Here is a 24,703-nt window from a genome sequence, read left to right on the forward strand (position 1 = left end):
TGGTCAGGGCGAACGAAGCGCAGTGTGGAAGGCGTAGGCGGCGTTGCTCCAAACAACGAACAAAAGCGGAGCGGGCGCCAGTGCCACGCCGAGGACCGGCTGCACCAGGGCGGCCGCGGCGATGATGCCCAGGAGCACCAGCATGGCCACGCTCAGGTACCAGCGCTGGACCGACAGGTAGAGGGAAGCCTTCATCAGGCCTCGAAGGCCTGCCTCGGGGAGGAGTACGACGCCGGCAATCGCCATCACCGCGACGGTCACCGTGAGCGCCGCAACCACGGTTATCACCGGAACCAGCACGGCGGCCGCCGGCATGGACTGGACGATCACCAGATCCACCCCGAGAAACAGCAGCACTGCGACGGCAGCGAGCCCCAGCGGGGCTTCCCGCGGGAAGCTGCGCCGGTAACCGCGAAGGAACGCGGCAACCGGCTTGACCGCACCGCCGTCGTCGTTCAGTGCCTGGAAGGAGGCAAACAGGCCGGCGAGCGACGGCGGAACGGTGACCGAGAGCGCCAGGAAGAACGGCCAGGCGGCGGTGGGGTCCGCCACCAGGGCCAGGCACAGCACCAGCGGGGCATTGGCCAGCGCCATCAGCACGTTTCCGGCCAGGAAGGTGTAGATGAAGCCGAAGATCCCGCCGAACGTCTCGAAGCCCGGGCTGGGGATGCGGCCTGCGAGGCCGCGCCGCCGCGTTGAGTGCTGTGCCACGGACGTCATCCTTTCATGCCGCTCGTGGCGATGCCCTGGATGAAGTACCGCTGTCCGATCAGGAAGATGACCAGGATGGGGATCACGGAGATCACCGAACCGGTCATGATCATGGCGTACTCCGCGTCGAACTGGCCCACGAAGGACCGCAGGCCCAGCTGGACGGTCCACAACCGGTTGGACGTCAGGTAGATGAACGGGCCCATGTAGTCGTTCCACGTGTGCACGAACGTCAGCAGCGCCAGGCTGGCGAGGGCCGGCTTGGACAGGGGCAGGATCACCCGCGCCCAGATGCCGTATTCGCTGAGCCCGTCAATGCGGGCCGCTTCGCAAAGCTCGTCCGGAATGGTCATGTAGTACTGGCGCATCAGGAACACTCCGAACGCTCCAAACGCCTGGAGCAGGATCAGTGCGTTGAAGCTGTTGGTCACGCCCAGATTCTGCATCATGATGTACTGCGGCACCATATAGGCCTGCCAGGGCACGGCAATGGTACCTATGTACGCCAGGAACAGCACGTCCCGGCCGGGAAACCGGACCTTCGAGAAGCCGTAGGCGGCCAGGGACCCGGTTAGCACCTGGAGGCAGGTGATGATCACAGCAAGGTATAGGGAGTTCTGCACGTACCCCATCATGGGGATGCGGGTCCAGATGTCCGTGTAATTGCTCCACACGAACTCGGTGGGAATCCACTGGATGGGCACCGTGAGGACCTGGTTGTTCTCCTTCAGCGAGGAGGACAACATCCAGATGAACGGCACCATGAGTGCCACCACCAGGACGGCCAGCACGGCGTAAATGACCATGTCGGTGGTGCGCTTTTTCTGCTCCCGGAGGGAGCGCCTGCCGTTGCTTGGCCCGGGAGTACGGCGGCGGTCTTCCGCAGCGGGTGCCAGGCCGGTCCCGATGAACGGTGCCTCGGCCTTGAGGTCTTCGGCCATGTTGGTCATCAGCGTTCCCTCCGCTGTTGGATCTTGAACTGCAGGACGGTAACCGTCAGCACGATCAGGAACAGCACCAGGGAGATCGCCGACGAATAGCCGAACTTCCCTTCGCCGATGCCCTCCTGGTAGATGAGCTGGGACAGCACCGTGGTGGAGCGCCCCGGACCGCCGTTGGTCATCACCACGATCAGGTCGAACACCTTGAAGCTGGAGACCGTCAGCATGACCACCACAAAGAACGTGGTGGGCCGCAGGGACGGGATGGTGACATTCCAGAAGCGCTGCCAGGCGCTGGCGCCGTCCACTTCGGCCGCCTCGTACAGCTCGGGGGGGATGGCCTGCAGGCCGGCAAGGTAGAGAACCATGTAGTAGCCCATATCCCGCCAGACGCTGGTGATGATGACCGCGGGCATGGCCCAGTCGGAGCTGGAGGTCCAGCCCGGGGCGTTGGCGATGCCCACTGCGTGCAGGAACTGGTTGATGGGGCCGTTGTCCGGGCTGAACAGCATGTTCCAGACGACAGCGACCGCCACCAGGGAGGTGATGTACGGGAAGAAGATGGCTACCCGGAAGAATCCGATGCCCTTGAGTTTCCGGTTCAGCAGCATGGCCAGGAGCAGGGCCAGCGCCATCGTGAGGGGCACGTGGCCGATGGCGTAGACCACGGTGTTCCGCAGCGCCACCCAGAAGGTGTCGCTGGCGAACATCCGCTGGAAGTTCTCCAGGCCGACCCAGCGCGGCGCCGTGAATGAGGTCCACTCCATGAAGGAGAGGGCGAATGCGGCGAGGACGGGAATGAGGGTGAAGGCCAGAAATCCCAGGAAGTTCGGCAGGATGAAGGTCCAGCCGACCAGCGTGTTGCGGCGGGCCTGCTTCCGGTTGCCCCGGCTGGTGACAGCCGGGGCCGGAGTGATTGTCTTAGTCGCCATGATGGGTTTTTACTGACCGAGGATTTCGCTCTTGACGCGTTTGCCCATTTCCGCGATGCCGTCTTCAACGGAGCGTTCGCCCACCATGATGAGGTCGTGCTCCTGGCTGAGGATCTTGTCCGTGGCTGCGGATTTGTCGCTGACCGGCATCTCGAGGGCGGTTTCATCCGGCGCGAAGGCCTTCTTAGACAAGTCGTCCGTGGGCAGGCCCTCGAGCTGGAAATAGGTCTCCGTCACGGCGTCGTTCTGCAGCGCGGGGACCACACCAATCTTGGAAACGGCCTTGGCCCCTTCTTCACCGGCTGCCCATTCGATGAACTTCCGGGCTTCCTCGGAGTGCACGGCGTTCTTGTTAACGGCGAAGGCCGTGGGGGAACCAAAGGTGCTGACCTTGCCGTTGGACTCCTTCTGCGGCAGCGGGGCCAGGCCCCAGTCCACGTTTGTCTTGCCGTCCCTCTTGGCCTGCAGGACCCCCGCGATGTACCAGGTTCCCATCGGCATCATGGCGGTCTGGCCGGTTTCGAACATGGTGCGGTAGCTCATCTTCTGGCTTTTGGCGGTACTAAAGCCCAGGGTGGCACCGCTCTTCTGCAGTTCCAGGGCGGTGGCGTACTGGTCTTCAAAGAAGCTGTACTCGCCACTGATCTGGTCGCCGTTGTTCTGGGCGGCCGCGATGGCCTGAACTACCGAGCGCCAGATGTGGTGGTAAGTGCCGTAGACAGCCTTGCCGTCGGCGCCCTTGGTCGTAAGCTTCTGGGCCAGCGCGGTGTACTCGTCCCAGGTCAGGTCCGCGGGGGTCTCCACACCGGCGGCCTTGAGGAGTTCCTTGTTGTAGTACAGCAGCCAGAAGTCCTGCCGGTATGGCGCCGCGTAGTACTTGCCGCCAATGTCGAAGGCGTCCAGGCCGGCGAGGTCCTCCTTGCCGATGCTGTCCACCACGCCGTTGATTTCCTGAAGCTGGCCGTTGCTGGCGTACCTGGCATATTCGGTGACGTTCTTCATGGTCAGGACGTCGGTGGTGTCCCCGCCGGCCAGCATGGTGGTGACCTTCTGGGAGTAGTCATCCGCCAGGATGTCCACCGGTTCAATATCGATGTCCGGGTTGGCGGCCTCGTAGCCGTCGAACAGTGCCTTGAACTCCGGCGTACCTTCGTAGTTCCACACGGATACAGTCAGGCGGGTCTTGCCCTCCTGGCTCTGGGGTTCAGCGGGCCCGGCCGCGCCGGCGCAGCCGGACAGGCCGAGTCCTGCTGTCACTGCCAGGGCGATGGCGGCGAGGGTTGTGCGCTTCATTGCGTTCTCCTTTGTAAGGTTTCAAGGCGGCCACAGCTGCGGCCGGGTTTTGTCAGGCGCTGAGTGAGAGGTCTTCGGAGACCACCTGCGCCACGAGCTTCTGTCCGGTCAGGTAGCGTTCCAGGTCGTTCAGGGCGGCATCGGACATCCGCCGGGTTTCGGTGCCAAGGGAGCCTGCGATGTGGGGAGTGATCACCACGTTGGGCAGGTTGTAGAGCACCGAGTCACCCGGAAGCGGTTCGGGTTCGGTGACGTCCAGCAGGGCCTGGATTCGTCCGGTGGCGCATTCGGCCTCCAGAGCTTTGGTGTCGACCAGGGAGCCCCGGGCTGTGTTGATCAGGGTGGCGTTGTCCTTCATCGCCCGCAGTTCCGCCGCGCCGATCATGTGGCGGGTTTCGGGCAAAGCTGGTGCGTGTACCGACACAATGTCAGATGCGGCCAGCAGTTCCGGCAGCGGCACCAGTTGGCCGCCGGCTGCGGCTACGGCAGCAGGATCTGCATGAGGGTCGGACACCATGCACGTGACATCCTGCAGTTGCTGGACGAGCTCCACTACCCGCCGGCCTATCCGTGAGAAGCCGATGATTCCGATCACCCGGCCGATGTTGCCGAGCTCACCCCGCCGCCTGATGTAGGACCAGTCTTCACGGAAGGTGCGGGCGTCGTTGGCCAGCACCTGCGCCTTTTTGCCGGCCAGGACGATGGATGCGAAGGTGAACTCCGCGACCGGGATGGCGTTTGCGTCGGCGCCGTTGGTTACCAGGATGCCGCGGTCCCACAGTTCCTGGCTGACGAAGCTGCGGACGGTGCCCGCACAATGGAATACAGCGCGGAGGTTTGGCATGCGCCGCAGCGCCGCTCCGTCCAGACGTGGTACGCCCCAGCTGGTAAGGAGGATTTCGACCTCTTCGAGGTGTCCGGCGAGCTTGGGGTATTCAAGGGAGTCGGTCCACGGCTGGCCGCCGAGGTCCACCAGGCCCGCCAGTCGCTCCAGCCGCGTGGTATCAAACTGATCCGCATACGTTCCGCGGTTCATGACCAGCAGGGCCCTGGGTTTTCGTGACATAGGGGCTCCTTTCTGTGTGTTGGTCCTCTCCGCCGGCGGCGAGGCAATGTCTTGCATCACATCTAACAATCAGTAGATACTCATAAACAAGACGATCCAACCAACGTGATCAGGATCGTTCTCGATCAATCTAATTCAAACAAAGATGTGATGCTGATGGCTCCGCCTTCCTCCTTACTGCAGCCCCGGGGGCGCCCTCCAACTCCACTGGCAACTGCATGGGGGCCTGCGGCAAAGGAATCCGCGCTGGGTGCCCTGCTTACAGGTGCACGCACACGTATTGTGATGCCCCCGGCTGGCCACGCCGCTTGGGCGGGCTTGCCCCGGGTGGCCTTGGATGCCATGGGGGAGCAGGCGCGGCAGGAGAAGGGTCTGCCATGGCCGCAACCGTTGGTGTCCCATTACGCACGGTACTTCCGGGGTGGAAACCGCACTGCCTACGAGGGGCTGGTGGCTGCGCGCCAGCAGCGGCTTACGCGTGCTGTGGTGATGGCCTTGGTTTCCAGCCAGGCGCACGGGGCAGCATCGGGCCAGCCGTGTTCGGATATGAATGGTTGGCTGGATGAAGTGATCGATGGTGCCTACCTGCTATGTGAGCAAAGCTCCTGGAGCTGGGCGGCGCACGATGACGTTTTCAGCCGTTCCGGAGAAGTGGTGCCGGATATGTCCCGGCCGTTCCTGGACCTGGGAGCCGGTGAAGTGGCCGCACAGCTGGCGTGGATTGATCACGTCCTGGGCGGAGATCTTGGGCGGCGGGCTCCCGGGCTGCGGCGCCGGATCCGCGAAGAGACGTCCAGGCGGGTTATCCGACCGTTCCTTGAGCGGATGGACTGGCACTGGCTGGGTCTGGGCGGCGACGTCCACAACTGGAATCCCTGGATCCACACCAACCTGATCGCCGCAGCACTTTTCCTGATCGATGACCTCGACATTCAGGCCCGGACCGTTTCCCGGTGCATCGAGGGCCTGGACCGCTTCCTGGCCTCGATCCCCGACGATGGCGCCATCGACGAGGGCTTCGCCTATTGGTGGAACGGTGCGGGACGGGCGCTGGAAGGGCTCACACTGCTCGAGCAGGCCACCGGGGGAGCGCTCGACGGCGGCCTGTCGGTGGTCCGCGAACTGGTCGCCTTCCCGCACCGCATGCACATCGGTGGCAGCTGGTTCGTGAACGTTGCCGACGGGCCGGCGAGGGCCGCGGTAGCCCTCCCCTGGGACATGCTTTATCGCTGGGCCCTGCGACTTGGGGACAAAGACGCTGCCGCCCATGCGGCCGCCATGATTTCCGGCCACCCGGAAGCCGCCGCGGGACTGGGCAGAGTCCTGCATGCACTGCTGAACGGCATCGCGCGGGCTGATGAAGCAGGGCCTGGTAGCGGAGACAACCCACCTCTGGTTCCCCTTACTTACTTTCCTTCTGTACAGATCATGACTGTGCGGGAAACCGCTGGAAGCCCAACGGGCCTCTTCCTCGCGGCGAAAGGCGGCCACAACGGTGAGCACCACAACCACAAGGATGTTGGCTCGGTGGTGGTCGCCGTGGACGGCGTTCCGTTGCTGGTGGACGCCGGCCAGCCGACCTATACGGCCAAGACGTTCGGCCCTGACCGCTACGACATCCAGGCCATGCAAAGCGGCTGGCACAGCGTCCCGGCGCCGTTCGGGCTGGAGCAGGGCGCCGGCAAGGAGTACGCCGCCAGGGTCCTCGCCGCCCCTGACACCGAGAACCTCCGACTGGAGCTGGCGCTCGGTGCGGCCTATGGCCTGCAGCCGGAGCAGTGGCTCCGCTGCTCCGCGCTGGACCGCACGGCCCGCCGCATCACCATTACGGACCGCTGGGAATTACAGCCCGCGCGGGAAGACGTCCCCGCGGGGGGCAATACTTTCGACGTCGACGTCACCTACCTTGCGGCCGGCACCGTCCGCCTGCGGGAGGGTGAGGCAACGGTCCTGCCGACCGGCATTCCCGGCGCCGGAACCGGCAGGGGAGCGGCCCTGCGCTGGGAGCCCTCCTCCGCCGTCGTCCTGGTGGACGAATGGCACCTCGACGATCCGCTCCTGGCGGACGTCTGGGGCGCTAAACTCACCCGCCTGCGTTTCCGCATGTCCACCGGGCTCCTGCCCGAACCATCCAGTGCCGCCGGCGCACTCACCCTCACCGTGGAGGCAACATCATGAACCCCGAAAAACCATCCGAGCCTGCAGGGAAGTCCCTGTTTTCGCTGCAGCGCCGTGAGCGTCTGATGGAGGAGCTCCGCGCCCATGGTGCCATCACCGTCCGGGGGATTGCCGCGAAGCTGGGCGTCAGTGAGCTCACCATCCGCCGTGACGTGAACATCCTCGCCGACGAGGGGCTGGTGTCCCGTGTGCATGGCGGCGCCACGCTGCCCAGCCCACTGGACCGTGCGACGGCGGCCGGCCGGCCGGCCGCGCACAGCTACTCCATCGGCATGGTGGTGCCGTCCCTGGGCTACTACTGGCCCCAGGTTATCAGCGGTTCCCGCGCGGAAGCGGAGGAGCAGAACTTGCGGATTCTGGTGCGCGGTTCAGCGTACGACGCCGGGGACAACCGCAGGCAGGTCCAGGCCCTGCTGGACACCCAGAACATCGACGGGCTGATCGTGGCGCCGGATATGAGCGGTGTACATGGCCAGGACCTGTTGCGCTGGCTCAACGCCCTGCCCATCCCGGTGGTGCTGGCAGAACGGCGGTCGCCGACCGAAATTCCCGCGCACCGGCTGGAATGGGTTGCCACGGACCATGCCTTCGGCGCCGGGATGGCTGTCCGGCACCTTTGGCAGGAAGGGCATAGGAGGATCGGCTGCCTCACGGACCGGTCCAGCCCCACCAGCCCCCATGTAGTGCGGGGCTGGCGCCAGGCGCTGGCTGCCCTGAAGATTCCCGAGCAGGTTACGGTTCACGAGGACTCGGGCATCCAGGAAAACGATGACCGGGCTCAGCACTTTGACCGTGTGCTTGAGCTGTGCACCAAGACCGGAACCACGGCCATGCTGGTCCACTCGGACACCCAGGCGGTGGCGTTTGTGCAGCACTGCGTGGACCGCGGACTTGCCGTCCCGGGTGACATTGCCATTGTCAGTTACGACGATGAGGTGGCTTACCTGGCCGAGCCCGCCATCTCAGCAGTGCGCCCGCCCAAACAGTACGTTGGCAAGGTGGCGGTGCAGCTGATGGCTGCCCGGCTTGCCGAAGGGCGGATGCGGCCTGTCCACCGGATCGAGCTCAATCCGGAACTGATCCTCCGGGAATCCTCCGTGGGGGCCCCGCGGGTACCAGTGTCCGGTGTCCTGGAGGATTCGATGTGATGGCGGGAACAACTGCACCCATGCCAAAAGCGCTGCTGCTCAGCGGCACCGGGCGGTACGCGGACCCCTGGCATCCCTTTGCGGAGACGTCCCGCGCGCTGGCGGGCGTGATCGGGGAGGCGGGGTTCGACGTCGAAATCCCCGCCGACGTGGACGCCACTCTGGCCCTTTTGGGGCGGACGGACGAGCCGGACCTGCCGGCGTTGCTGGCCGTCAATGTGGGCCTGCCGCGGGACGGCCTGCCTTCCCCCTGTTCTCCCGAAGCCGCTGCGGGGCTGACCCGTTGGTTGGACTCAGGGCGGCCGTTGTGGGTCAGCCACTCAAGCTCCACGAGCTTCCTGGACTTGCCCGCGTGGGAGGACGGGCTGGGCGGGCGCTGGATCAGGGGCACGTCCATGCACCCCGAGTATGGGCTGGCACGGATTTCGGTGCGGCAGGGCTCCGGGCCGGTGGACGGCGTTCCGGACTTTGAACTCCTGGACGAGTGCTACAGCTACCTCCGCACTTCTCCCCGCATCACGGTCCACGCCACGCATCTGCATGACGGCGTCGAGCATCCGGTGCTGTGGTCGCTGGAGCGCAGTTCAAGGGACGGCGGTCCTTCCGGCCGGACGTTCTATGACGCGCTGGGCCACGATGCCGCCTCCTACGAATCGCCTGAGCATCGGGACGTGGTGCTCAGGGCGGTCGCCTGGCTCACTGACCGCAAACCTTCAACCTCTTCCAAACCCTAGGAACCCATGCCCTCCATTGCTCCGCCCCTTGACCTGGTGCTGCCGCCGCTGGATCGGAAGCTTTCCCCGTACACCGGACTGAGCCGGGACCACTGGTGTACCTACGCCGACTATTTGTTGCGCTCGGCGCACCGCTACGCCACGGACGACCACGCCAACCTGCACCTGCCCGGCGCCACCAGCGCCTACGGGACGCGCAGCGATTCGCTTGAAGCCTTCGCCCGCACCTTCCTGCTGGCCTCCTTCCGGATAGCCGGGGACCCGGGCGGCAGCGGGTGGATTGTCGACTGGTACGCCGAGGGGTTGGACGCCGGCACCAACCCGGCCAACCCGAACCGCTGGCCCACCCCGGGCGAGCTGAACCAGGCAAAGGTGGAAGCAGCCTCACTTGCCGTGGGGCTGGCACTGACCCGGGAAGTGCTCTGGGACAAGCTGCCGCAGCGGGTGCAGGAGCAGCTGATCGCCTGGTTTGAGACGGTGATCTCTGAAGAGTACCCGCCCATCAACTGGGTGTGGTTCCAGATTGTCGTGGAGATGTTTTTGGCCAGCGTTGGGGGCAGGTACTCGGATGAGGACATTGATACCGGACTTGCCCTGCATGACTCGCTGTACCGCGGCCACGGCTGGTTCGCGGACGGCCCCGAGCGCGCCTACGACCATTATGTTGGCTGGGCATTCCAGGTTTACCCGCAGCTGCTGCAGCTGATGGCGCCTGAGGATCCCCGCGTGCAGGCCCGGGCGCAGCGCGACGGCGAACGGCTTGCCGACTTCCTGGACGACGCCGTGCATTTGATGGGCGCCAACGGTGCGCCACTGATCCAGGGGCGCAGCCTGATCTACCGCTTCGCCGCGGCCGCCCCGTTCTGGAGCGGGCAGCTGCTGGGCAACAGCCGGATCAGTCCGGGCCTCTCCCGGCGTGCCGCCTCCGGAATTCTGGACTACTTCGTCCAGCGCGGAGCAGTGAATGACGACGGCCTGCTCACCATCGGCTTCCACGGCGAGTTTCCGGGGATGAAGCAATCCTATTCCGGGACCGGGTCGCCGTACTGGGCGGCCAAGGGCATGATGGGCCTCGCGCTGCCGGCAGACCATCCGGTGTGGACCGCCGTGGAGGAACCGCTGCCCGTAGAGGTAGCGGACACCCGGCGGTTCATCGAAGCGCCGGGGTGGCAGGTGGAGGGGACGGTTGCGGACGGGGTGGTCCGGATCCTGAACCATGGAACGGACCACGCCAATCCCGGGGTGAAGGTGACGGATTCACCGCTCTACGCCCGGCTGGGTTACTCCACCGCCACGTTCCCGGACCTGGAACCGGAGTCCCTGGACAACGCGGTCGTGTTTGTCGATGCGGATGGCCGGCTCACGCACCGCACCGGCTTCGAGTTCCTGGGCCAGTTCGAGGTTGGCGGGGTGCAGGTGGGCGCCTCCCGCGCGGCCACGAACTGGATCACCATCGACCCTGACGGCGGACCCGACCACGGCAGTGGTGCCACAGGGACGGCCAGTCCGGGGCCCGAGATGACCGTGGCGTCGCTGACCCGCGGTGCTGTAGAGCTGCGGCTGGTGCGGGTCAGGGGTGCCAGTGGCGAAGCCAAACTGCGGATCGGCGGGTGGCCGGTCGATGCCCCGGCTTTCCTGGCCAGTGAAGTCCGCCCCGTCTCCTGGGGAGGGGTGCTTGACGACGGCGGCACTTGGGAACGGCAGGCCCCGCACCCGATGGGGGAGCACCTGACCATTCCCTGGATTGGTACCTCCGGCGCGGCTGCAGACGGTGACTACGCCGCCGCCGTCGGACTCGGCGGAAAAGGCGTGCGATCCGAACTCGACGCCGCGCGCTTCTCCGAGGCCGGCCTCTTTGTGTTCGCCGACGGCACGGTGGTGGACCCGGAAGCCGTGTGGGCGCAACTGGGGTGAGCAACAGTTGGCGTAAACGCAAAGTAGCCCTTGGCCGGAATTCCGGCCAAGGGCTACTTTGTTTAGATCAGGGGCTACTTGGAGCTGAAGAAGCTCACACATTCCCCTTCGTTCCGGAACCCGGGCTCCACATTGGTGGCCCAGCCGCCGTTGGCGCACGCATCCTTGCCCGTCACGAAGTTCACCGTGTACTGCCTGGTGGTCCCGTTCGGGGCAGTCACGGCGACAGCCGCCGTCGGGCTCTCCGCGGTCGCTTGGGCCACTGCGACCTTGGCGTTGGTGTCCAGCGGGTGGGCGGCGACAGTTGGCACCGCCGCCGATGAGGTCAGCACCGTGTAGCCGGTGGTTTCGGCAGTGAAGCTGTTTACCGATTTCTGGTCCACGAGCAGCCGGCCCAGATCGACGAGTCCTGCGTCAGCCAGCCGCGAGCCGCTGATGGCAACCTCGGCCACCTTGGTGTAGGAGCCGGTGGTGGTGAAAATGACCCGGATGCCGCGGGTGCTGACCGGCGTGTACGCAACCTTGGCCGGGGCCGCGGTAGTCAAGCTAGTAACGGTCCCGGCGGAGGTGTCCTGCCAGGTTCCCGCAGCGTCCAGGTACTGCACCTTCAGGCCCTGCGCCGCCTTCTCGGCCAAGGTTACCGTCACCGAGTCCACGGTGTAGTTGCGCCCGAAGCTGTAGGTGAGGCTATCGCCGGCCCGGCCGCCGCTCACCCAGTTGGACCAGCGGGTGGAGGTGTTGCCGTCGCAGGTGTTCCGGGCGATGTAGGAACCTTCGGTGTAGCTGGCCGTGACGGCGGTGGCAGAGTCGTCCCTGCAGATGTTGCTGCTGGCAACGCGGTCCACCACCAGGATAGTCAGCAGGGCGTCCAAAGGCTTTTCCTTCTCGGCCCCGGTGTCCGCTTTGCCAGTTACGGTGACGGTGCCTGCGGTCTGCAGGGCGGCGGGAGCAATGGTGCCCCAGTCCCAGGTAACAGCGAGGTCGTTCCGCGCGGCCGAAATGCCCACCTGGCCGGGGACTGTTGCCGGAGCCGCCGCCTGCACGTCGGCGACGGTTGCCCCGACTCCGACCGTAGCGGAGACCGGGTCCGTGGCCGCATATTTGCCCACCGTCACGGTGACTTTGGCGTCGGTGAAGGCCTGGCCGTACACGTCGGCGCCTGTTCCGGTGAGGGTGACCGTGCCCTTTTTGTTCCACACGGCCGGATCAACGGACTGCCACTGGACAGGAACCGGCCGCCCTTCACCCCTGGCATAGAGCGGCGTGACGGTCACCGGCAGCGACGGGGCCACTCCGGTGGGCGTGCTGAGTTCCACCGGTTTGGTGCCGAGCAGCTTCAGATCCTCGAGGTCCGTGAAGCCCCACGACTGGGAAGTGTTGCCGGTTGCGGTGGCGGTGGCGCCGGTGGAGGAGGCAAGGGAGACGCCGGTGCCGGCGGCGGTTTGATTTCCGGTTACCTGCAGGGCGATACCGGCCGAGGCATTCACCAGGGACCACTGCTTGCCGTTCTCGGTGGTCACGATCCATTGCGCGGCCGTCGCGCCCTTCGCCTGTTCGATGGTCATGGCGGTGAGCGCCGCGGCTCCGGACGTGCTGCCGTTGGGCACGCCGCCCGTTCCCGTCAGCACGCGGCCGTCCTTGTTGCTGACCACCCAGCGGCGGTCGTGGGCGAACTCGTCACCGCCGGCAGCGGTGAAGGTCCACAGCTGGGAGGTGACATCCGCCGTCGTCGCGCCCAGTTCCTGGATGGACGCCGTGCCGTCGGGACGGGCCGTGAGATACTTCCCGCTTGCATCGCCGGTGAGGTGGTAGGTGTGGCCGTCCTCCACTGGTGCAGCGTCGGCTGACACTCCGCTGACGCCGTCGACGACGAACGTCACCACGGACGCGGCGGGAACCTCAAGCGTGGCGGACTTTGCCGCGGCGTCCACGGCGACCGGCGCGCCCCTGACGAGCGCGTTCCGCTCGATGTCCTCCAGCGGCGACTTGGTGGTGACCACCGGGGTGACCGTGGCGCCAGGGGCGATGGCGCCGAAACGGCTGAGGTCGATGGTGACCTTTTCCGCCGTCGGAGTGTCATTGAAGTGCACCAGCGTGGCTCCGTTGCCGTCGGCGTCCAAGGCGCTCGCGGTCTTGGCGTTGTCGTTCTGGATCAGGAAGTCGCCGGGCCGGATGAAGTGTGTGAAGTTGCGGGCGGTGTTGTACTTCTGGTTGGTCAGCACCTTGCATTTGGCCTGATCCGGGCTGGCGCCGTCGTTGAGGCGTCGGTTGGAGAAGCCTTCGCGGCCCTCATAGTTGCAGTCGAAGTCGATGTAGATGGAGCCCCATCCCTTGTCGGCCTTTTCCTGCTTGTAGGTGTCCTCCACGGGCTGCCAGAACACCCAGGCGTCCGGCTCGAGCTCGCGGAGGTCGTTGACCATCCGCCCGGCGATGCCCAGCCCGTTGGTGATGTTCGAGCGGTCCCAACCGCTGGCGGAATCGCCCAGCGCCGGGTTGCCGGCCCAGAAGCCGCCCACCTCGCTCATCCACAGCGGCTTGTCCGTGGACTTGGCGAGGTCGCGGACGCGGCGTCGGTCGTTGGTGCCGTACGTGTGGACGTTGAGTTGCGCCACAGCGTCCTTGGCCTGCTGGCTGTAGCCGTGCCAGTTGGTCATGAACTTAGCTGGATCCGTCTCGTCCATGGCGGAGATGACGGCGTCTGTGGTGGTGCTTTCCTTGGCGAGTTCCTGGGCGAGGAGCTTGGTGACGCGGTCCTGGGCTGCCGGGTAGATCAGGGCGCCCTCCTGCTTTTGGGTGTAGCTGGTGGGTGGTTTGCCGGTGGCCTTGTCGATGTCCGTGCCCCAGTAGCCGGAGTTTGGCTCATTGAAGGGGTCGATGGTGTCCACGGTGATCCCGCTGCCATCCTCGAGGAGTTCGACGGCGTGCTTCATGTAGGCGGCGAACTTGGCTTCCGCTTGCGGCAGCAGGTTTTCGCCCCTGGCGGGGTTGATTTGGCCGGAGACGTAGCCGCTCTTGGTCATGAACCAGGGCGGGGAGTTGCTGAAGGCTTCCCAGTGGGTGATTTGCTGGTCTGCGGCGAGTTTTTCCACCCACCAGCGTTGGTTCTGGTCGGCTTCCGGGTTGTAGGAGGCGGGGTCGTCCGGGTTCCACTGGTCCAGAAAGGCGAGTTTGTTGGCCTGTGTCGGGTCCACCGAGCCGTCGGGGTTGTAAAGGTTGGAGGCCGCTTTACCCTCCTGTGGTTCGCTGACCGGATTCCACCAGCCCTCCACCGCGCTGCCGTCGTTGAGGTAGTTTCGCACGTCGGAGGCATTGCCGCGGCCCACGTTATAGCGCGCGATGTTGAGGTTGAGTCCGTCCTCGCCAAACACCTTCTGGTACAGCTCGTCGCGCAGCTCAGGGGAGTAGCCTGCCGTCGCGTTGGCGAACCAGACCAAGCTGGTGCCCCAACCCTCGAAGGCCTCCCCGCGGCTGGCTGGGTTGGGTGTGATGGTCACGGGCGTAGCATCGGCGGCTGCCGCCGGCCCGGCCGTGCCGGCGGGCAGCATGACCAGACCTGCTGCCGCCGTGACCGCAGCCGCCAGTGCGGCCACCGGCCTTCGCGTTTGTCGTCGGGCGGAAAACATTATTGTTGTACCTCTCTGCGTTTCGAGTCTGCGGCCGGGCCTCCTCTATTCGTGCCGCAGAGAGGAGGCCTAAGCACAGCGAGACTATGAGCACCGGGGAGACCCTACAAGGCACCTAAACACTTTCGTTCACGCTCGATCATCTTTGCTCACGTTGTTGAGGTGGCTAGTTGCAGGGTTTTAGGAGAAATTGTCTTCTGTTGTGTCGAAAGACCAGGTCGGATGCACACCACATGCCGGTTGTCGTTGCGGGCCTCACGGCCGTATTCCTGCGCGTTACCTTGAGGACGCGAAGTCGTGGCATCAGGCGCCCTGGAGCAAGGCTCCGCCCGTTCTTGAACACCAGTGATTGTCCGCCCTCGCAGGGGACGTGGCTCGTCACAGTGCTGTTCCGAAGTGACCTCTACCCGGAATGGTACCGGCGCCTAACGGCCTGACCATGTCCGCGAAATGAGGAAGGTGCCAGAACCGCTATGACTAGCGTTGCGTATTCCCGCTCGTTTGTCCTGGGTGTCGACACCGACGCCCGGAAGCACGTTTTCGCCATCATTGCGCGGCAAGCGGCGAACGGATCGATAACCGTGATTTCCCAGCGACGGGCGCCGGGATCAACCGTGTCATTGCTTGGGTTGCGCGTCGCACCGAGGCCGATGGCCACTCTATGGGTGATTGAGGGCGCGGCTTGTTATGGTGCCGTGTTGGCCGGTGCTGTCGCAGCTGCCGGCTACCAGGTTGACGCGCACCGGATCGCTTCCGCCGTCCTTTCCTTGGAAAAGGATAAGTTGCGCCGGCCACGGTTGAACGAAGGGGTCCGCGCAGCGTTGCGGGTCCTTGTAACTGCGCGTCATTCGATGACAACCGGCCGGACCAGGACCGTGACCGCGTTGACCGCGCCGCTCCGGATCAATGATTTGGGTTTGGATGCGCGCAAGTCGTTGAGCGGAAGTCACATACTGGAGGTGTCTCGGTGGCGGGTCCGTGAAGAAGCTCTTGCTGTATCGGTGGCCCGCTCTGAAGCGGTCAGACTGGCTATGCGCATCGGCGACCTTGACGCTGAGATCAAAGCAAACGGCTCCCGGATCGCCGGACTGGTTGACGTAACCGAAGCGGCGCCGCTGCTGCAGGAATCCGGCTTCGGACCGGTCACGGCAGCTATTTGTCTTACCGCTTGGTCTCATCAGGGCCGGGTACGTGCCGAGGCGGCTTTCGCCTCCCTGGCCGGGGTCAACCCCATTCCCGCTTCATCTGGAAATACCGTCAGTCATAGGCTCAACCGCGGCGGCGACAGGACCCTGAATAAAGCCCTTCACATGGTTGCTGTTACGAGGATGGCGTTCGATCCAGCGACCGTCGAATGCGTAGCGAAACGGCAAGCAGAAGGGCGAACCAAGAAAGAAATTCGTCGGTGCGTGAAGCGCTACCTCGCCCGACGGATCTACCGCACACTCAGTGCCAGCAGTCCCCAGCCATTGCTACGTTGACAACCATAGAAGAGTCTGTGAGGCAGCTCATGTATTTGGTATAGGTCATTTGACGCATACAAACTATTCATCGGGCAAATACTTTTACCGGCTCATGGAATGTACTAGGTCTCTAGGGCTTCGGTGCTGCCAGCGCACGTGCTCCGCGTCCTGATGAGGGCGAGGTAGCTGGCAGGATACGCTGGGGCTATCCCTAGGGAAGGGCAGGTCTAGGCAGTGGCTAATTCAGCCTCTGGTGATTCCGTAGTGGATCGGGTTGTCCGGATTATCTCGGCTTTTCCGCAGGATGTCGGTACCCTCCCGTTGTCTGAACTGGCGGCCCGGGCCGGGCTGCCGCTAACGACTGCCCACCGGCTGGTGCGACAGTTGGCCGAGCATGACCTGCTGGAAACCGCGCCAGGAGGCATGGTACGTCCGGGCGTGCGGTTATGGGAGCTGGTCAATCGGACCTCGCCCACCCTGGCTCTGCGGGAGGCGGCCATGCCGTTCATGGAGGACATCCAGCAGGTCCTGAACCAGAACGTGAACCTGGCGGTGCTGGATGGCTGGGAGGCATTGTTCGTCGAAAGGCTCTCGCGGCGCGGGTCGGTGGCAAACCGCGCGCAGGTGGCAGGGCGGATGCCTGTCCACATCACGTCTGCAGGGCTGGCGCTGATGGCGCACCAGGACAAGGCCCTGCAGGCGGAGTACCTTGACCAGTTCAGCGACCCCGACGGTAAGGTCACTGTGGACGCGCTGCGCGCGCTGCTCAGCGAAACAGCGCATCTTGGCTTTGCCCAGCTGAAAGGCGTGGTTGATCCGGACACCTGGGGGATTGCGGTCCCCGTCCTCAACCGCCGGCAACGTGCGGTGGCCTCACTCGGCGTCGTGGTTCCCTTGCGTGAGATGCGCCTGCAGGCCCTGGTTCCGGCCCTGCAGACGGCAGCGCGGGGCATCGCCCGCGCACTCGGTAATCCCTGACGCTTCCCATTGAACGGAATTGCTGTTACAGCTGTCACTCCTGCTGCCGCACACTGATTGCCAGATACGGCAAATCCGGCCCGCAGGGCCCCGCAATGAAGCGAGACAAACCATGGCAACACGAGAAATCATCACCACCCAGGTGGCCATCATGGGAGCCGGCCCTGCCGGACTGATGCTCTCCCACCTGCTGGCCAAGGCCGGTATCGACTCCACCGTTATCGAGGTCCGCAGCCATAACGAGATCTCCGAAACCGTCCGCGCCGGCATCCTCGAACACGGAACGGTCAATATGCTCGTGGACAGCGGCGTCTCGGACCGGGTCCTGCGTGACGGGGACCGCCACGACGGCATCGAACTGCGCTTCAACGGGGAGAGCCACCGCGTGGACTTCAAGGACCTGGTGGGGGAGTCCGTGTGGCTGTACCCGCAGACAGACGTGTTCCTGGACCTCACCGCCCGGCGGGAAGCCGACGGCGGTGACGTCCGCTACAGCGTCACGGACACCGCAGTGCATGACCTGGAAAGTAAGCCGAAGGTCTGGTTCACCGACGCCGAGGGTGTGGAGTTCGAGATCCAGGCCGACTTCCTGGTGGGCGCTGACGGTTCCCGCAGCCACTGCCGGTTCCAGATCCCGGAAGCGCACCGCAAGTGGTACTTCCGCGAGTACCCCTTCGCCTGGTTCGGCATTCTGGCCGAGGCCCCGCGCAGCTCAGACGAACTGATCTACGCCAACTCCGCCAACGGCTTCGCTCTGATCAGCCAGCGCACCGAGATGGTGCAGCGGATGTACTTCCAGTGCGACCCCAAGGAAAACGTAGCCGAGTGGGACGACGACCGGATCTGGGCCGAATTCCGCAGCCGGGTGAACGGCAACGGCTTCGAACTGAAAGAGGGGCCGGTCATCGAGAAAATGGTCCTGCCGTTCCGCAGCTTCGTCCACACCCCCATGCGCCACGGCAACCTGTTCCTGGCCGGCGACGCCGCGCATACGGTCCCGCCCACCGGTGCCAAAGGCCTGAACCTGGCCATCCACGACGTCAAGGTCCTCTTCGAGGGGCTGGACAGCCACTACAACTCCGGCTCTGACCTCCTGCTGGAGGCCTATAGCGACCGCGCCCTGGAGCGGGTGTGGAAGGCCCAGCAGTTCTCCTACTGGATGACCACCCTGCTCCACACGCCCGCCGACGCTGATGATTTCTCCCGCGCCCGCCAGCTGGGCGAGCTTAACTCGGTGGTGTCATCCCGGCACGGCATGGCGTACCTCGCGGAGGCCTACACCGGCTGGCCCGCACGGCAATGAGACGGGAGGCTGAGTCCGATATGTCCTGTCCGTAAGAACCGTCACAAGAATCGACTTTCGTACAAGAACTGTTATTACGTCCCCCTGTTCGCCAGACGAACTGTTGTGCGCTGCATGAACGAGAGCGTAGACTGGCTCACAAGTTGGGCTAGCCAGCCCTGAACACATGCTGTCTGCGTGACCGCATCAACAGGTGGCCTCATAGGCAGCTTTCATCGGCTGTCTAGTCGTCGCGGATACTTGCCAGCACGCACTCCCGTTAAATGCGGTAATGGCCAACAAAACTTAAAAGTGCTCCACGCCATTGAAAACTTATGCCCAAAACATCCGAAAGGAGCCAGCCGTGCCGCACGAATTAAACGCCCCCACGGACGAGGCTGTCCCGGCTGCCGAACCAAAGGCAGGACATGCGCCCCTGGACGCAGCCGTGGAAACCCAGCAGGAGCTCAGCGCAGAGATTAACGGCCTGGCCGACGCCTACGCCCGAGCCCTGAAGGACGGCGCCCCGGCGGAAACCCAGCCCCGGCTGGACTACCCGCCGTACCGCAGCAGCATCCTCCGGCACCCCACCAAGAGCCTGCACCACGCGGACCCGGAAACCATCGAACTGTTCTCGCCGGCCTTCGGCCACCAGGACGTCCACGCCCTGGAATCGGACTTGACCATCCAGCACAACGGGGAACCCCAGGGCGAACGCATCATCGTGGCCGGCCGGGTCCTGGACGGCGACGGCCGCCCGGTGGCCGGGCAGCTGGTGGAGATCTGGCAGGCCAACGCCTCCGGCCGCTACATCCACAAGCGCGACCAGCACCCCGCGCCGATCGACCCCAACTTCACCGGCATCGGCCGCTGCATCACCGGACCTGACGGCTCCTACCGTTTCACCACCATCAAACCCGGTGCCTACCCGTGGAAGAACCACCTCAACGCCTGGCGGCCGGCCCACATCCACTTCTCGCTGTTCGGCACCGAATTCACCCAGCGGATCATCACCCAAATGTACTTCCCCGGCGACCAGCTCTTCCCGCTGGATCCGATCTACCAGACCATCGTGGACCAGGACGCCCGCGACCGGCTGGTGGCCAGCTACGACCACAACCTCACCGAGCCCGAGTGGGCGCTCGGCTACAACTGGGACATCGTCCTGACCGGTCCCAAGCGGACCTGGACCGAAAACGAGGCGCTGGGCGCAGAAAGTGATCAGGAGTAGTCACATGAGCACCAAACTGGTTCCCACACCGGGGCAGACTGTGGGCCCGTTCTACGGCTACGCGCTGCCGTTCGAGAAGGACAACGAGCTCCTTGCCCCGGGCTCGCCCGGTTCCATCCGGCTCCAGGGCACCGTGTACGACGGCGCAGGCGAGCCGGTGCCGGACGCCATCCTGGAAATTTGGCAGCCTGACGCGGAAGGCAAGATTGTCCAGCAGACGGGCTCGTTCCACCGTGACGGCTACACCTTCACCGGGTGGGGCCGCTGCGCCGTCGGCTACACCGGCACCTACACCTTCACCACCGTCAACCCCGGACCCACCAAGCCCGGCGCGGCCCCCTTCATCTCGGTGGCCGTCTTCGCCCGAGGCCTGACCAACCGGCTCTTCACCCGCATCTACCTGCCGGAAAACGAAGAGGCCCTGGCCAACGATCCGCTGCTGTCCTCCCTGGACCCGGAACGGCGCAAGACCCTCATCGCCCGGCGCGATCCCGACGGCGGCCTGACCGTCGACATCCGCCTCCAGGGCGAGGGCGAGACCGTCTTCCTGGACTTCCAGTGACGGACGCCGCTGCCCCCGACACTGCTGCCGGCGCAGGTGCAGGCCTGCTCCGTCCCGCCTCGGCGTCACCCCTGGTGGCGGCGTTGACGGGTGACGGGGCGGTGCTGGCCGCGATGCTCGCCGTCGAGGCCGGCTGGGCCGCGGCGCTGGAACAGGCGGGCCTCGCACCCGCCGGTTCCGCCGCCGTCGTAGCGTCCGCCGCCGAACCGGGCCGCTATAACCCCGCCGATATCGCGGTGCGCGCCCAGGGCGGCGGCAACCCTGTCATCCCGCTGCTGGCGGACCTCCGCCGGCACGTGACGGCGCTGGATACCTCTAACGGAGGCGCCGACGGTGTTGGTGCCCTGCGTGCGGTGCACACCTCGCTGACCAGCCAGGACGTGCTGGATACGGCGCTGGTGCTGGTTGCCCGGAACACCATCGAGGCGTTGCTGGCTGACATGAAAGGCACGACGGCGGCGCTTGCCGCCTTGGCGGAACAACATGCGGACACGCTGTGCGTGGGCCGGAGCCTGACGCAGCATTCCCTGCCCTACACCTTCGGGCTCCGGTCAGCGCAATGGTTCCACGGGCTGGCGGCCGCAGGACGGCAGCTCGCGGCCCTGGAGTTTCCGGTCCAGTTTGGCGGGGCGGCAGGCACGCTTGCCGCCGGAACAGTGCTGACGGAAGGCTCGGCGGCCACCCCGTTCAGTCTCGCCGATGCGCTGGCTACCCAGCTGGGCCTCGCCCCCGCCGCCGCGCCCTGGCACACCAACCGGCTGCCCATCACGTCCATTGGCAACGCCGTGGCCGCAGTACTGGACGCCCTCGGCAAGATCGCGGCGGACGTCCTGTTCCTCAGCCGCCCAGAGGTGGCAGAGGTGGCCGAACCCCGCGCCGCCGGCCGGGGTGTCTCCTCTGCCATGCCGCAGAAACAAAACCCCGTCCTCTCTGTGCTGGTCCGCAGCGCAGCCCTCCAGGCACCCAGCCTGGCAGCCCAGCTGCACCTGGCCGCCGCAACCTTCAACGATGAGCGCCCCGACGGCGCGTGGCACACCGAGTGGCCCGCGCTCCAGCAGCTGCTGGCCCTGGCACTTGGTGCTGCCGGACACATCCGGGAGCTTGCCGAAGGCCTGCAGGTCCACCCGGACGCGATGCGGCACAACCTGGACCTGGCCGGCCCGCTGCTCCTGGCGGAGGGCGTCAGTGCCGCCGTCGGCCCGCTGCTTCCGGAGCTGGACGGTAAGAGCGGCAAGCAGCAGCTGCAGGACGTGGTGGACCAGACCCTGCAGGCCCAACCGTCCGAACAGGCGTCCACCTACCGGAAACTGCTCCGGGACGCCATCCCGGCCGGCCTGCTCACCGACCTCCGGCTCGAGGAGCTCCTGGACCCGGCCAGCTACCTTGGCCAGTCCCGGGAAATCTCCCGGCGGATCCTGGCCGCCTACCCGGACTTTGCCTCCCCGGACCTCCCCCCTTCAGCTACCGACGCGAACGGAGCACACCGTGGCTAAACCCGCCCTCAAAGCCGCACTGCTTTCACCCCAGCGCCCCCTGGGGGACCACCCCCTCCTGGTGGTGGGGTCCTCGCTGGGCACCTCCTCCATCCTCTGGAACCGTACCGCCTCCCTGCTGGGCAACGACTACGACGTGGTGGCCTGGGACCTGCCCGGCCACGGCGTCTCACCGGCCATCAGCGAAACCTTCGACGTTTCAGACCTGGCAGAGGCCGTGGTGGACCTCGTCGACTCCATTGCCCCCGGCGAAGCCTTCCACTATGCCGGTGTGTCGCTGGGTGGTGCCACCGGCCTGCAGCTGGGCATCAAGCACGGTGAACGCCTCAAGAGCCTGTCCGTGCAGAACAGCGGCGCCAAGCTCGGCACCCCCGAGGGATGGCTGGAACGCGCCGAAACGGTCCGTACCCAGGGCACCCCCGTGATGATCCAGGGTTCGGCGCAGCGATGGTTCGCCCCCGGCTTTATGGACCGTGAACCGGAGGTCAGCAGCCGGCTCCTGCACGCCCTGCGCGACACCGACCGGTTCAGCTACGCCCTTTGCTGCGAGGCCCTGGCCGGGTTTGATGTCCGCGCCGAACTTGGCAGCATCCGGGTCCCCACCCAGGTCATTGCCGGTGCGCTGGACGGCGTCGCGCCGCCGTCGAAGGCTGAGGAAGTGGCCGCCGGGATCAGCGCCGGCGGCGGCACCGCAACAGCCGTCACCCTGGAAGGCGTGGCGCACCTGGCTCCCGCGGAGGCCCCCGCGCACACCGCCGAGCTGATGCGCAGCCTGCTGGCTTGGGCCGAATCACAGGCCGAAAAGACCGGAGGAAGCAGATGAGCGGGACGGAGAGGCACGGTGTGGTCCAGCCGGACGCCACCAGCAAGGAGATTTACGACGGCGGCATGGTGGTCCGGCGCGAAGTCCTGGGTGACGCGCACGTGGACCGGGCCAACGCCAACATGGACAGCTTCACCGAGGATTTCCAGGACATGATCACCCGGATCGCGTGGGGCGGCATCTGGACCAGGCCCGGCCTGTCCCGGCAGATGCGCTCGGCCGTGACCCTCACCGCGATGGTGGCGCACGGGCACTGGGAAGAACTGGCCATGCACATCCGCGCGGCGATCACCAATGGCCTGAGCAGGGACGAGATCAAGGAAGTCCTGCTGCAGACCGCCATCTACTGCGGAGTGCCTTCCGCCAACACCGCCTTCAAGACCGCCCAGCAAGTGTTTCGAGAAATGGACACCACCCCATGAACCAGGCTTTTGTGTACGACGCCGTGCGCACCCCGTTCGGCAAGTTCGGCTCCGGCCTCGCCGCCGTCCGCCCGGATGACCTCGCCGCGCACGTGATCAGGGAGTCCGTGAAGCGCGCCCCGGCGCTGGATCCGGAGCGGATCGACGAGGTTGTCTTCGGCAACGCCAACGGCGCGGGTGAGGAGAACCGGAACATCGCCCGGATGGGCACCCTGCTGGCCGGCCTGCCCGTATCGATCCCGGGCACCACGGTCAACCGGCTCTGCGGGTCCTCCCTGGATGCGGCGATCATCGCGTCCCGGCAGATCAATGCCGGCGACGCCGAGCTGGTGCTGGTGGGCGGGGCGGAGTCGATGTCCCGTGCCCCCTGGGTGCTGCCCAAGACGGAGAAACCGTACCCCGCGGGGGACATGACGCTGGCGTCTACGACGCTGGGCTGGCGGCTGGTGAACAAGGCGATGCCGAAGGAGTGGACCATCTCCCTGGGCGAGGCCACCGAACGGCTGCGCGAGAAGTATGGTGTGACCAGGGAGGCGCAGGACGAGTTCGCTGCGGACTCGCACAACCTGTCCGCCGCGGCGTGGGACGAGGGGTTCTATGACAACCTGGTGGCGCCGGTGCCGGGTACTGACCTGGTGCGGGACGAGGGCATCCGCCCGGGTTCCACTGCCGAGAAGCTGGCCGCGTTGAAGACGGTGTTCCGCCATGAACCCGAGGGTGCCGAGGTGGGCGGCACGGTCACGGCCGGGAATGCGTCGCCGTTGTCCGACGGCGCTTCCGCGGCCTGGATCGGATCCGAGAGTGCCGCCGGGCTGCTGGGCCTGGACCCGCTGGCCCGGATCGCCGGGCGCGGTGCGCACGGCAATGATCCTCAGTACTTCGGTTACGCGCCGGTGGAGGCGGCGAACAAGGCCCTCGCCAAGGCGGGCATCGGTTGGGACCAGGTGGGCGCCGTCGAACTTAACGAAGCGTTCGCCGCGCAGTCCCTGGCCTGCATCAACGCCTGGGGCATCGACCCCGCCATCGTGAACCGGCACGGCGGCGCCATTGCGATGGGCCACCCGCTGGGTGCATCCGGGACCCGGATCCTCGGGACCCTCGCCCGGTCCCTGCAGGCCTCGGGCGAACGCTGGGGCGTTGCTGCGATCTGCATCGGCGTCGGGCAGGGCCTGGCCGTGGTCCTGGAAAACGTAACTGCTCGAAAGGCGTAGGGGAATGCTGAACTTTGTAGATTCGGTCCAGGAGGCCGTGGCCGGGATCAAGGACGGTTCCACCGTGATGATCGGCGGGTTCGGCAATGCCGGGCAGCCGTTCGAACTGATCGACGCGCTGATGGACTGCGGCGCCACGGACCTGACGGTGGTGAACAACAATGCCGGCCAGGGCGACCAAGGCCTGGCGCTGCTGATCAAGGAAGGCCGGGTGCGGAAAATGATCTGTTCGTTCCCGCGGCAGTCCGACTCATGGCACTTCGACGCCAAATTTCACGCCGGTGAGATAGAGCTGGAACTGGTCCCGCAGGGCAACCTGGCCGAGCGGATCCGCGCAGCGGGGGCAGGGATCGGCGGGTTCTTCACCCCTACCGGCTACGGCACCATGCTCGCCGAGGGCAAGGAAACCCGGATCATCGACGGCCGCGGCCACGTGTTCGAAACCCCCATCCACGCCGACGTCGCACTGATCAAAGCCCTGAAGGCCGACGGCAAGGGCAACCTCGTCTACCGCAAGACCGCCCGCAACTTCGGCCCCATCATGGCGGCCGCGGCCAAGCACACCATCGTCCAGGTCTCCGAAATCGTCCCCACCGGCGGACTGGACCCGGAAAACATCGTCACCCCCGGCATCTACGTCAACAGCATCGTCCAAGTGGCCGGCAGCAGCGCCGGCACGAACCCGAAGGCGGCCTGAC

The 24,703-nt window shown here is 65.7% G+C and carries 19 protein-coding genes and 1 pseudogene; 14 read left to right on the forward strand and 6 right to left on the reverse strand.

The window, feature by feature from the left end; translation table 11 throughout:
- Window positions 1–3: 3 nt before the first annotated feature.
- The 5 genes from AC5RT3_RS06050 to AC5RT3_RS06070 are packed head-to-tail and all read right to left on the reverse strand — an operon-like array spanning window position 4 to window position 4,943.
- A complete protein-coding gene (locus tag AC5RT3_RS06050) occupies window positions 4–720 on the reverse strand; it encodes a hypothetical protein (RefSeq protein WP_494123746.1) in 717 nt (238 codons plus the stop codon).
- Window positions 717–1,661, reverse strand: a complete 945-nt coding sequence (locus AC5RT3_RS06055; RefSeq protein WP_494123747.1) for a carbohydrate ABC transporter permease — start codon at window positions 1,659–1,661, stop codon at window positions 717–719. The genes AC5RT3_RS06050 and AC5RT3_RS06055 overlap by 4 nt, the downstream gene beginning before the upstream one ends.
- Window positions 1,661–2,584 (reverse strand): carbohydrate ABC transporter permease, encoded by a 924-nt coding sequence (locus AC5RT3_RS06060; RefSeq protein ID WP_494123748.1) that lies wholly within the window; start codon window positions 2,582–2,584, stop codon window positions 1,661–1,663. The genes AC5RT3_RS06055 and AC5RT3_RS06060 overlap by 1 nt, the downstream gene beginning before the upstream one ends.
- A 9-nt stretch (window positions 2,585–2,593) precedes the next feature.
- Window positions 2,594–3,877, reverse strand: a complete 1,284-nt coding sequence (locus AC5RT3_RS06065) for an ABC transporter substrate-binding protein (RefSeq protein WP_494123749.1) — start codon at window positions 3,875–3,877, stop codon at window positions 2,594–2,596.
- 52 nt (window positions 3,878–3,929) lie between these two features.
- Window positions 3,930–4,943, reverse strand: a complete 1,014-nt coding sequence (locus tag AC5RT3_RS06070) for a hydroxyacid dehydrogenase (RefSeq protein ID WP_494011108.1) — start codon at window positions 4,941–4,943, stop codon at window positions 3,930–3,932.
- Window positions 4,944–5,336: 393 nt separating this feature from the next.
- Between AC5RT3_RS06070 and AC5RT3_RS06075 the strand changes: the two genes are divergently transcribed.
- The 4 genes from AC5RT3_RS06075 to AC5RT3_RS06090 are packed head-to-tail and all read left to right on the forward strand — an operon-like array spanning window position 5,337 to window position 10,917.
- Window positions 5,337–7,121, forward strand: a complete 1,785-nt coding sequence (locus AC5RT3_RS06075) for a heparinase (RefSeq protein ID WP_494123750.1) — start codon at window positions 5,337–5,339, stop codon at window positions 7,119–7,121.
- The gene (locus AC5RT3_RS06080) at window positions 7,118–8,269 is read left to right on the forward strand and encodes a LacI family DNA-binding transcriptional regulator (RefSeq protein WP_494011110.1); all 1,152 of its coding nucleotides are present in this window, start codon (window positions 7,118–7,120) and stop codon (window positions 8,267–8,269) included. The genes AC5RT3_RS06075 and AC5RT3_RS06080 overlap by 4 nt, the downstream gene beginning before the upstream one ends.
- Window positions 8,269–9,003, forward strand: coding sequence for a ThuA domain-containing protein (locus AC5RT3_RS06085; protein WP_494011111.1), 735 nt, complete (start codon window positions 8,269–8,271; stop codon window positions 9,001–9,003). Before AC5RT3_RS06080 ends, AC5RT3_RS06085 begins: the two co-directional genes overlap by 1 nt.
- Before the next feature lie 6 nt (window positions 9,004–9,009).
- On the forward strand, window positions 9,010–10,917 hold the full coding sequence (locus tag AC5RT3_RS06090; RefSeq protein ID WP_494123751.1) for a DUF2264 domain-containing protein: 1,908 nt from the start codon (window positions 9,010–9,012) through the stop codon (window positions 10,915–10,917).
- Window positions 10,918–10,991: 74 nt separating this feature from the next.
- Here AC5RT3_RS06090 and AC5RT3_RS06095 read toward each other — a convergent pair whose 3' ends face one another.
- Window positions 10,992–14,507, reverse strand: coding sequence for a discoidin domain-containing protein (locus AC5RT3_RS06095; protein ID WP_494123752.1), 3,516 nt, complete (start codon window positions 14,505–14,507; stop codon window positions 10,992–10,994).
- A gap of 506 nt (window positions 14,508–15,013) precedes the next feature.
- Between AC5RT3_RS06095 and AC5RT3_RS06100 the strand changes: the two are divergent.
- From AC5RT3_RS06100 to AC5RT3_RS06145, 10 genes and pseudogenes are all read left to right on the forward strand, one after another.
- Window positions 15,014–16,021: pseudogene (locus AC5RT3_RS06100) on the forward strand (transposase).
- A 216-nt stretch (window positions 16,022–16,237) separates the two neighbouring features.
- A complete protein-coding gene (locus AC5RT3_RS06105; RefSeq protein WP_494053300.1) occupies window positions 16,238–16,981 on the forward strand; it encodes an IclR family transcriptional regulator in 744 nt (247 codons plus the stop codon).
- A gap of 112 nt (window positions 16,982–17,093) precedes the next feature.
- A complete protein-coding gene (locus tag AC5RT3_RS06110) occupies window positions 17,094–18,284 on the forward strand; it encodes a 4-hydroxybenzoate 3-monooxygenase (RefSeq protein WP_494123753.1) in 1,191 nt (396 codons plus the stop codon).
- A 343-nt stretch (window positions 18,285–18,627) separates the two neighbouring features.
- The gene (gene pcaH / locus AC5RT3_RS06115; RefSeq protein WP_494123754.1) at window positions 18,628–19,494 is read left to right on the forward strand and encodes a protocatechuate 3,4-dioxygenase subunit beta; all 867 of its coding nucleotides are present in this window, start codon (window positions 18,628–18,630) and stop codon (window positions 19,492–19,494) included.
- A 4-nt stretch (window positions 19,495–19,498) separates the two neighbouring features.
- The gene (gene pcaG / locus AC5RT3_RS06120) at window positions 19,499–20,056 is read left to right on the forward strand and encodes a protocatechuate 3,4-dioxygenase subunit alpha (protein ID WP_494053297.1); all 558 of its coding nucleotides are present in this window, start codon (window positions 19,499–19,501) and stop codon (window positions 20,054–20,056) included.
- Window positions 20,053–21,549, forward strand: a complete 1,497-nt coding sequence (locus tag AC5RT3_RS06125; protein WP_494123755.1) for a lyase family protein — start codon at window positions 20,053–20,055, stop codon at window positions 21,547–21,549. The genes pcaG and AC5RT3_RS06125 overlap by 4 nt, the downstream gene beginning before the upstream one ends.
- Window positions 21,542–22,372: an alpha/beta fold hydrolase gene (locus AC5RT3_RS06130; protein WP_494053295.1), complete on the forward strand. Its 831-nt coding sequence runs from the start codon at window positions 21,542–21,544 to the stop codon at window positions 22,370–22,372. The genes AC5RT3_RS06125 and AC5RT3_RS06130 overlap by 8 nt, the downstream gene beginning before the upstream one ends.
- Window positions 22,369–22,794: a 4-carboxymuconolactone decarboxylase gene (gene pcaC, locus AC5RT3_RS06135; protein ID WP_494053294.1), complete on the forward strand. Its 426-nt coding sequence runs from the start codon at window positions 22,369–22,371 to the stop codon at window positions 22,792–22,794. The genes AC5RT3_RS06130 and pcaC overlap by 4 nt, the downstream gene beginning before the upstream one ends.
- Window positions 22,791–24,005, forward strand: coding sequence for a thiolase family protein (locus AC5RT3_RS06140; RefSeq protein ID WP_494123756.1), 1,215 nt, complete (start codon window positions 22,791–22,793; stop codon window positions 24,003–24,005). The genes pcaC and AC5RT3_RS06140 overlap by 4 nt, the downstream gene beginning before the upstream one ends.
- A gap of 4 nt (window positions 24,006–24,009) precedes the next feature.
- Window positions 24,010–24,702: a 3-oxoacid CoA-transferase subunit A gene (locus AC5RT3_RS06145; protein WP_494123757.1), complete on the forward strand. Its 693-nt coding sequence runs from the start codon at window positions 24,010–24,012 to the stop codon at window positions 24,700–24,702.
- Window position 24,703 lies beyond the last annotated feature (1 nt).

Source organism: Arthrobacter sp. Y3221159, from assembly GCF_059089885.1.

Coding starts and splice junctions, on each gene's coding strand:
- AC5RT3_RS06050 (WP_494123746.1), bottom strand. CDS start 720: ATGACGTCCGTGGCACAGCACTCAACGCGGCGGCGCGGCCTCGCAGGC.
- AC5RT3_RS06055 (WP_494123747.1), bottom strand. CDS start 1,661: ATGACCAACATGGCCGAAGACCTCAAGGCCGAGGCACCGTTCATCGGG.
- AC5RT3_RS06060 (WP_494123748.1), bottom strand. CDS start 2,584: ATGGCGACTAAGACAATCACTCCGGCCCCGGCTGTCACCAGCCGGGGC.
- AC5RT3_RS06065 (WP_494123749.1), bottom strand. CDS start 3,877: ATGAAGCGCACAACCCTCGCCGCCATCGCCCTGGCAGTGACAGCAGGA.
- AC5RT3_RS06070 (WP_494011108.1), bottom strand. CDS start 4,943: ATGTCACGAAAACCCAGGGCCCTGCTGGTCATGAACCGCGGAACGTAT.
- AC5RT3_RS06080 (WP_494011110.1), top strand. CDS start 7,118: ATGAACCCCGAAAAACCATCCGAGCCTGCAGGGAAGTCCCTGTTTTCG.
- AC5RT3_RS06085 (WP_494011111.1), top strand. CDS start 8,269: ATGGCGGGAACAACTGCACCCATGCCAAAAGCGCTGCTGCTCAGCGGC.
- AC5RT3_RS06090 (WP_494123751.1), top strand. CDS start 9,010: ATGCCCTCCATTGCTCCGCCCCTTGACCTGGTGCTGCCGCCGCTGGAT.
- AC5RT3_RS06110 (WP_494123753.1), top strand. CDS start 17,094: ATGGCAACACGAGAAATCATCACCACCCAGGTGGCCATCATGGGAGCC.
- pcaG (WP_494053297.1), top strand. CDS start 19,499: ATGAGCACCAAACTGGTTCCCACACCGGGGCAGACTGTGGGCCCGTTC.
- pcaC (WP_494053294.1), top strand. CDS start 22,369: ATGAGCGGGACGGAGAGGCACGGTGTGGTCCAGCCGGACGCCACCAGC.
- AC5RT3_RS06140 (WP_494123756.1), top strand. CDS start 22,791: ATGAACCAGGCTTTTGTGTACGACGCCGTGCGCACCCCGTTCGGCAAG.
- AC5RT3_RS06145 (WP_494123757.1), top strand. CDS start 24,010: ATGCTGAACTTTGTAGATTCGGTCCAGGAGGCCGTGGCCGGGATCAAG.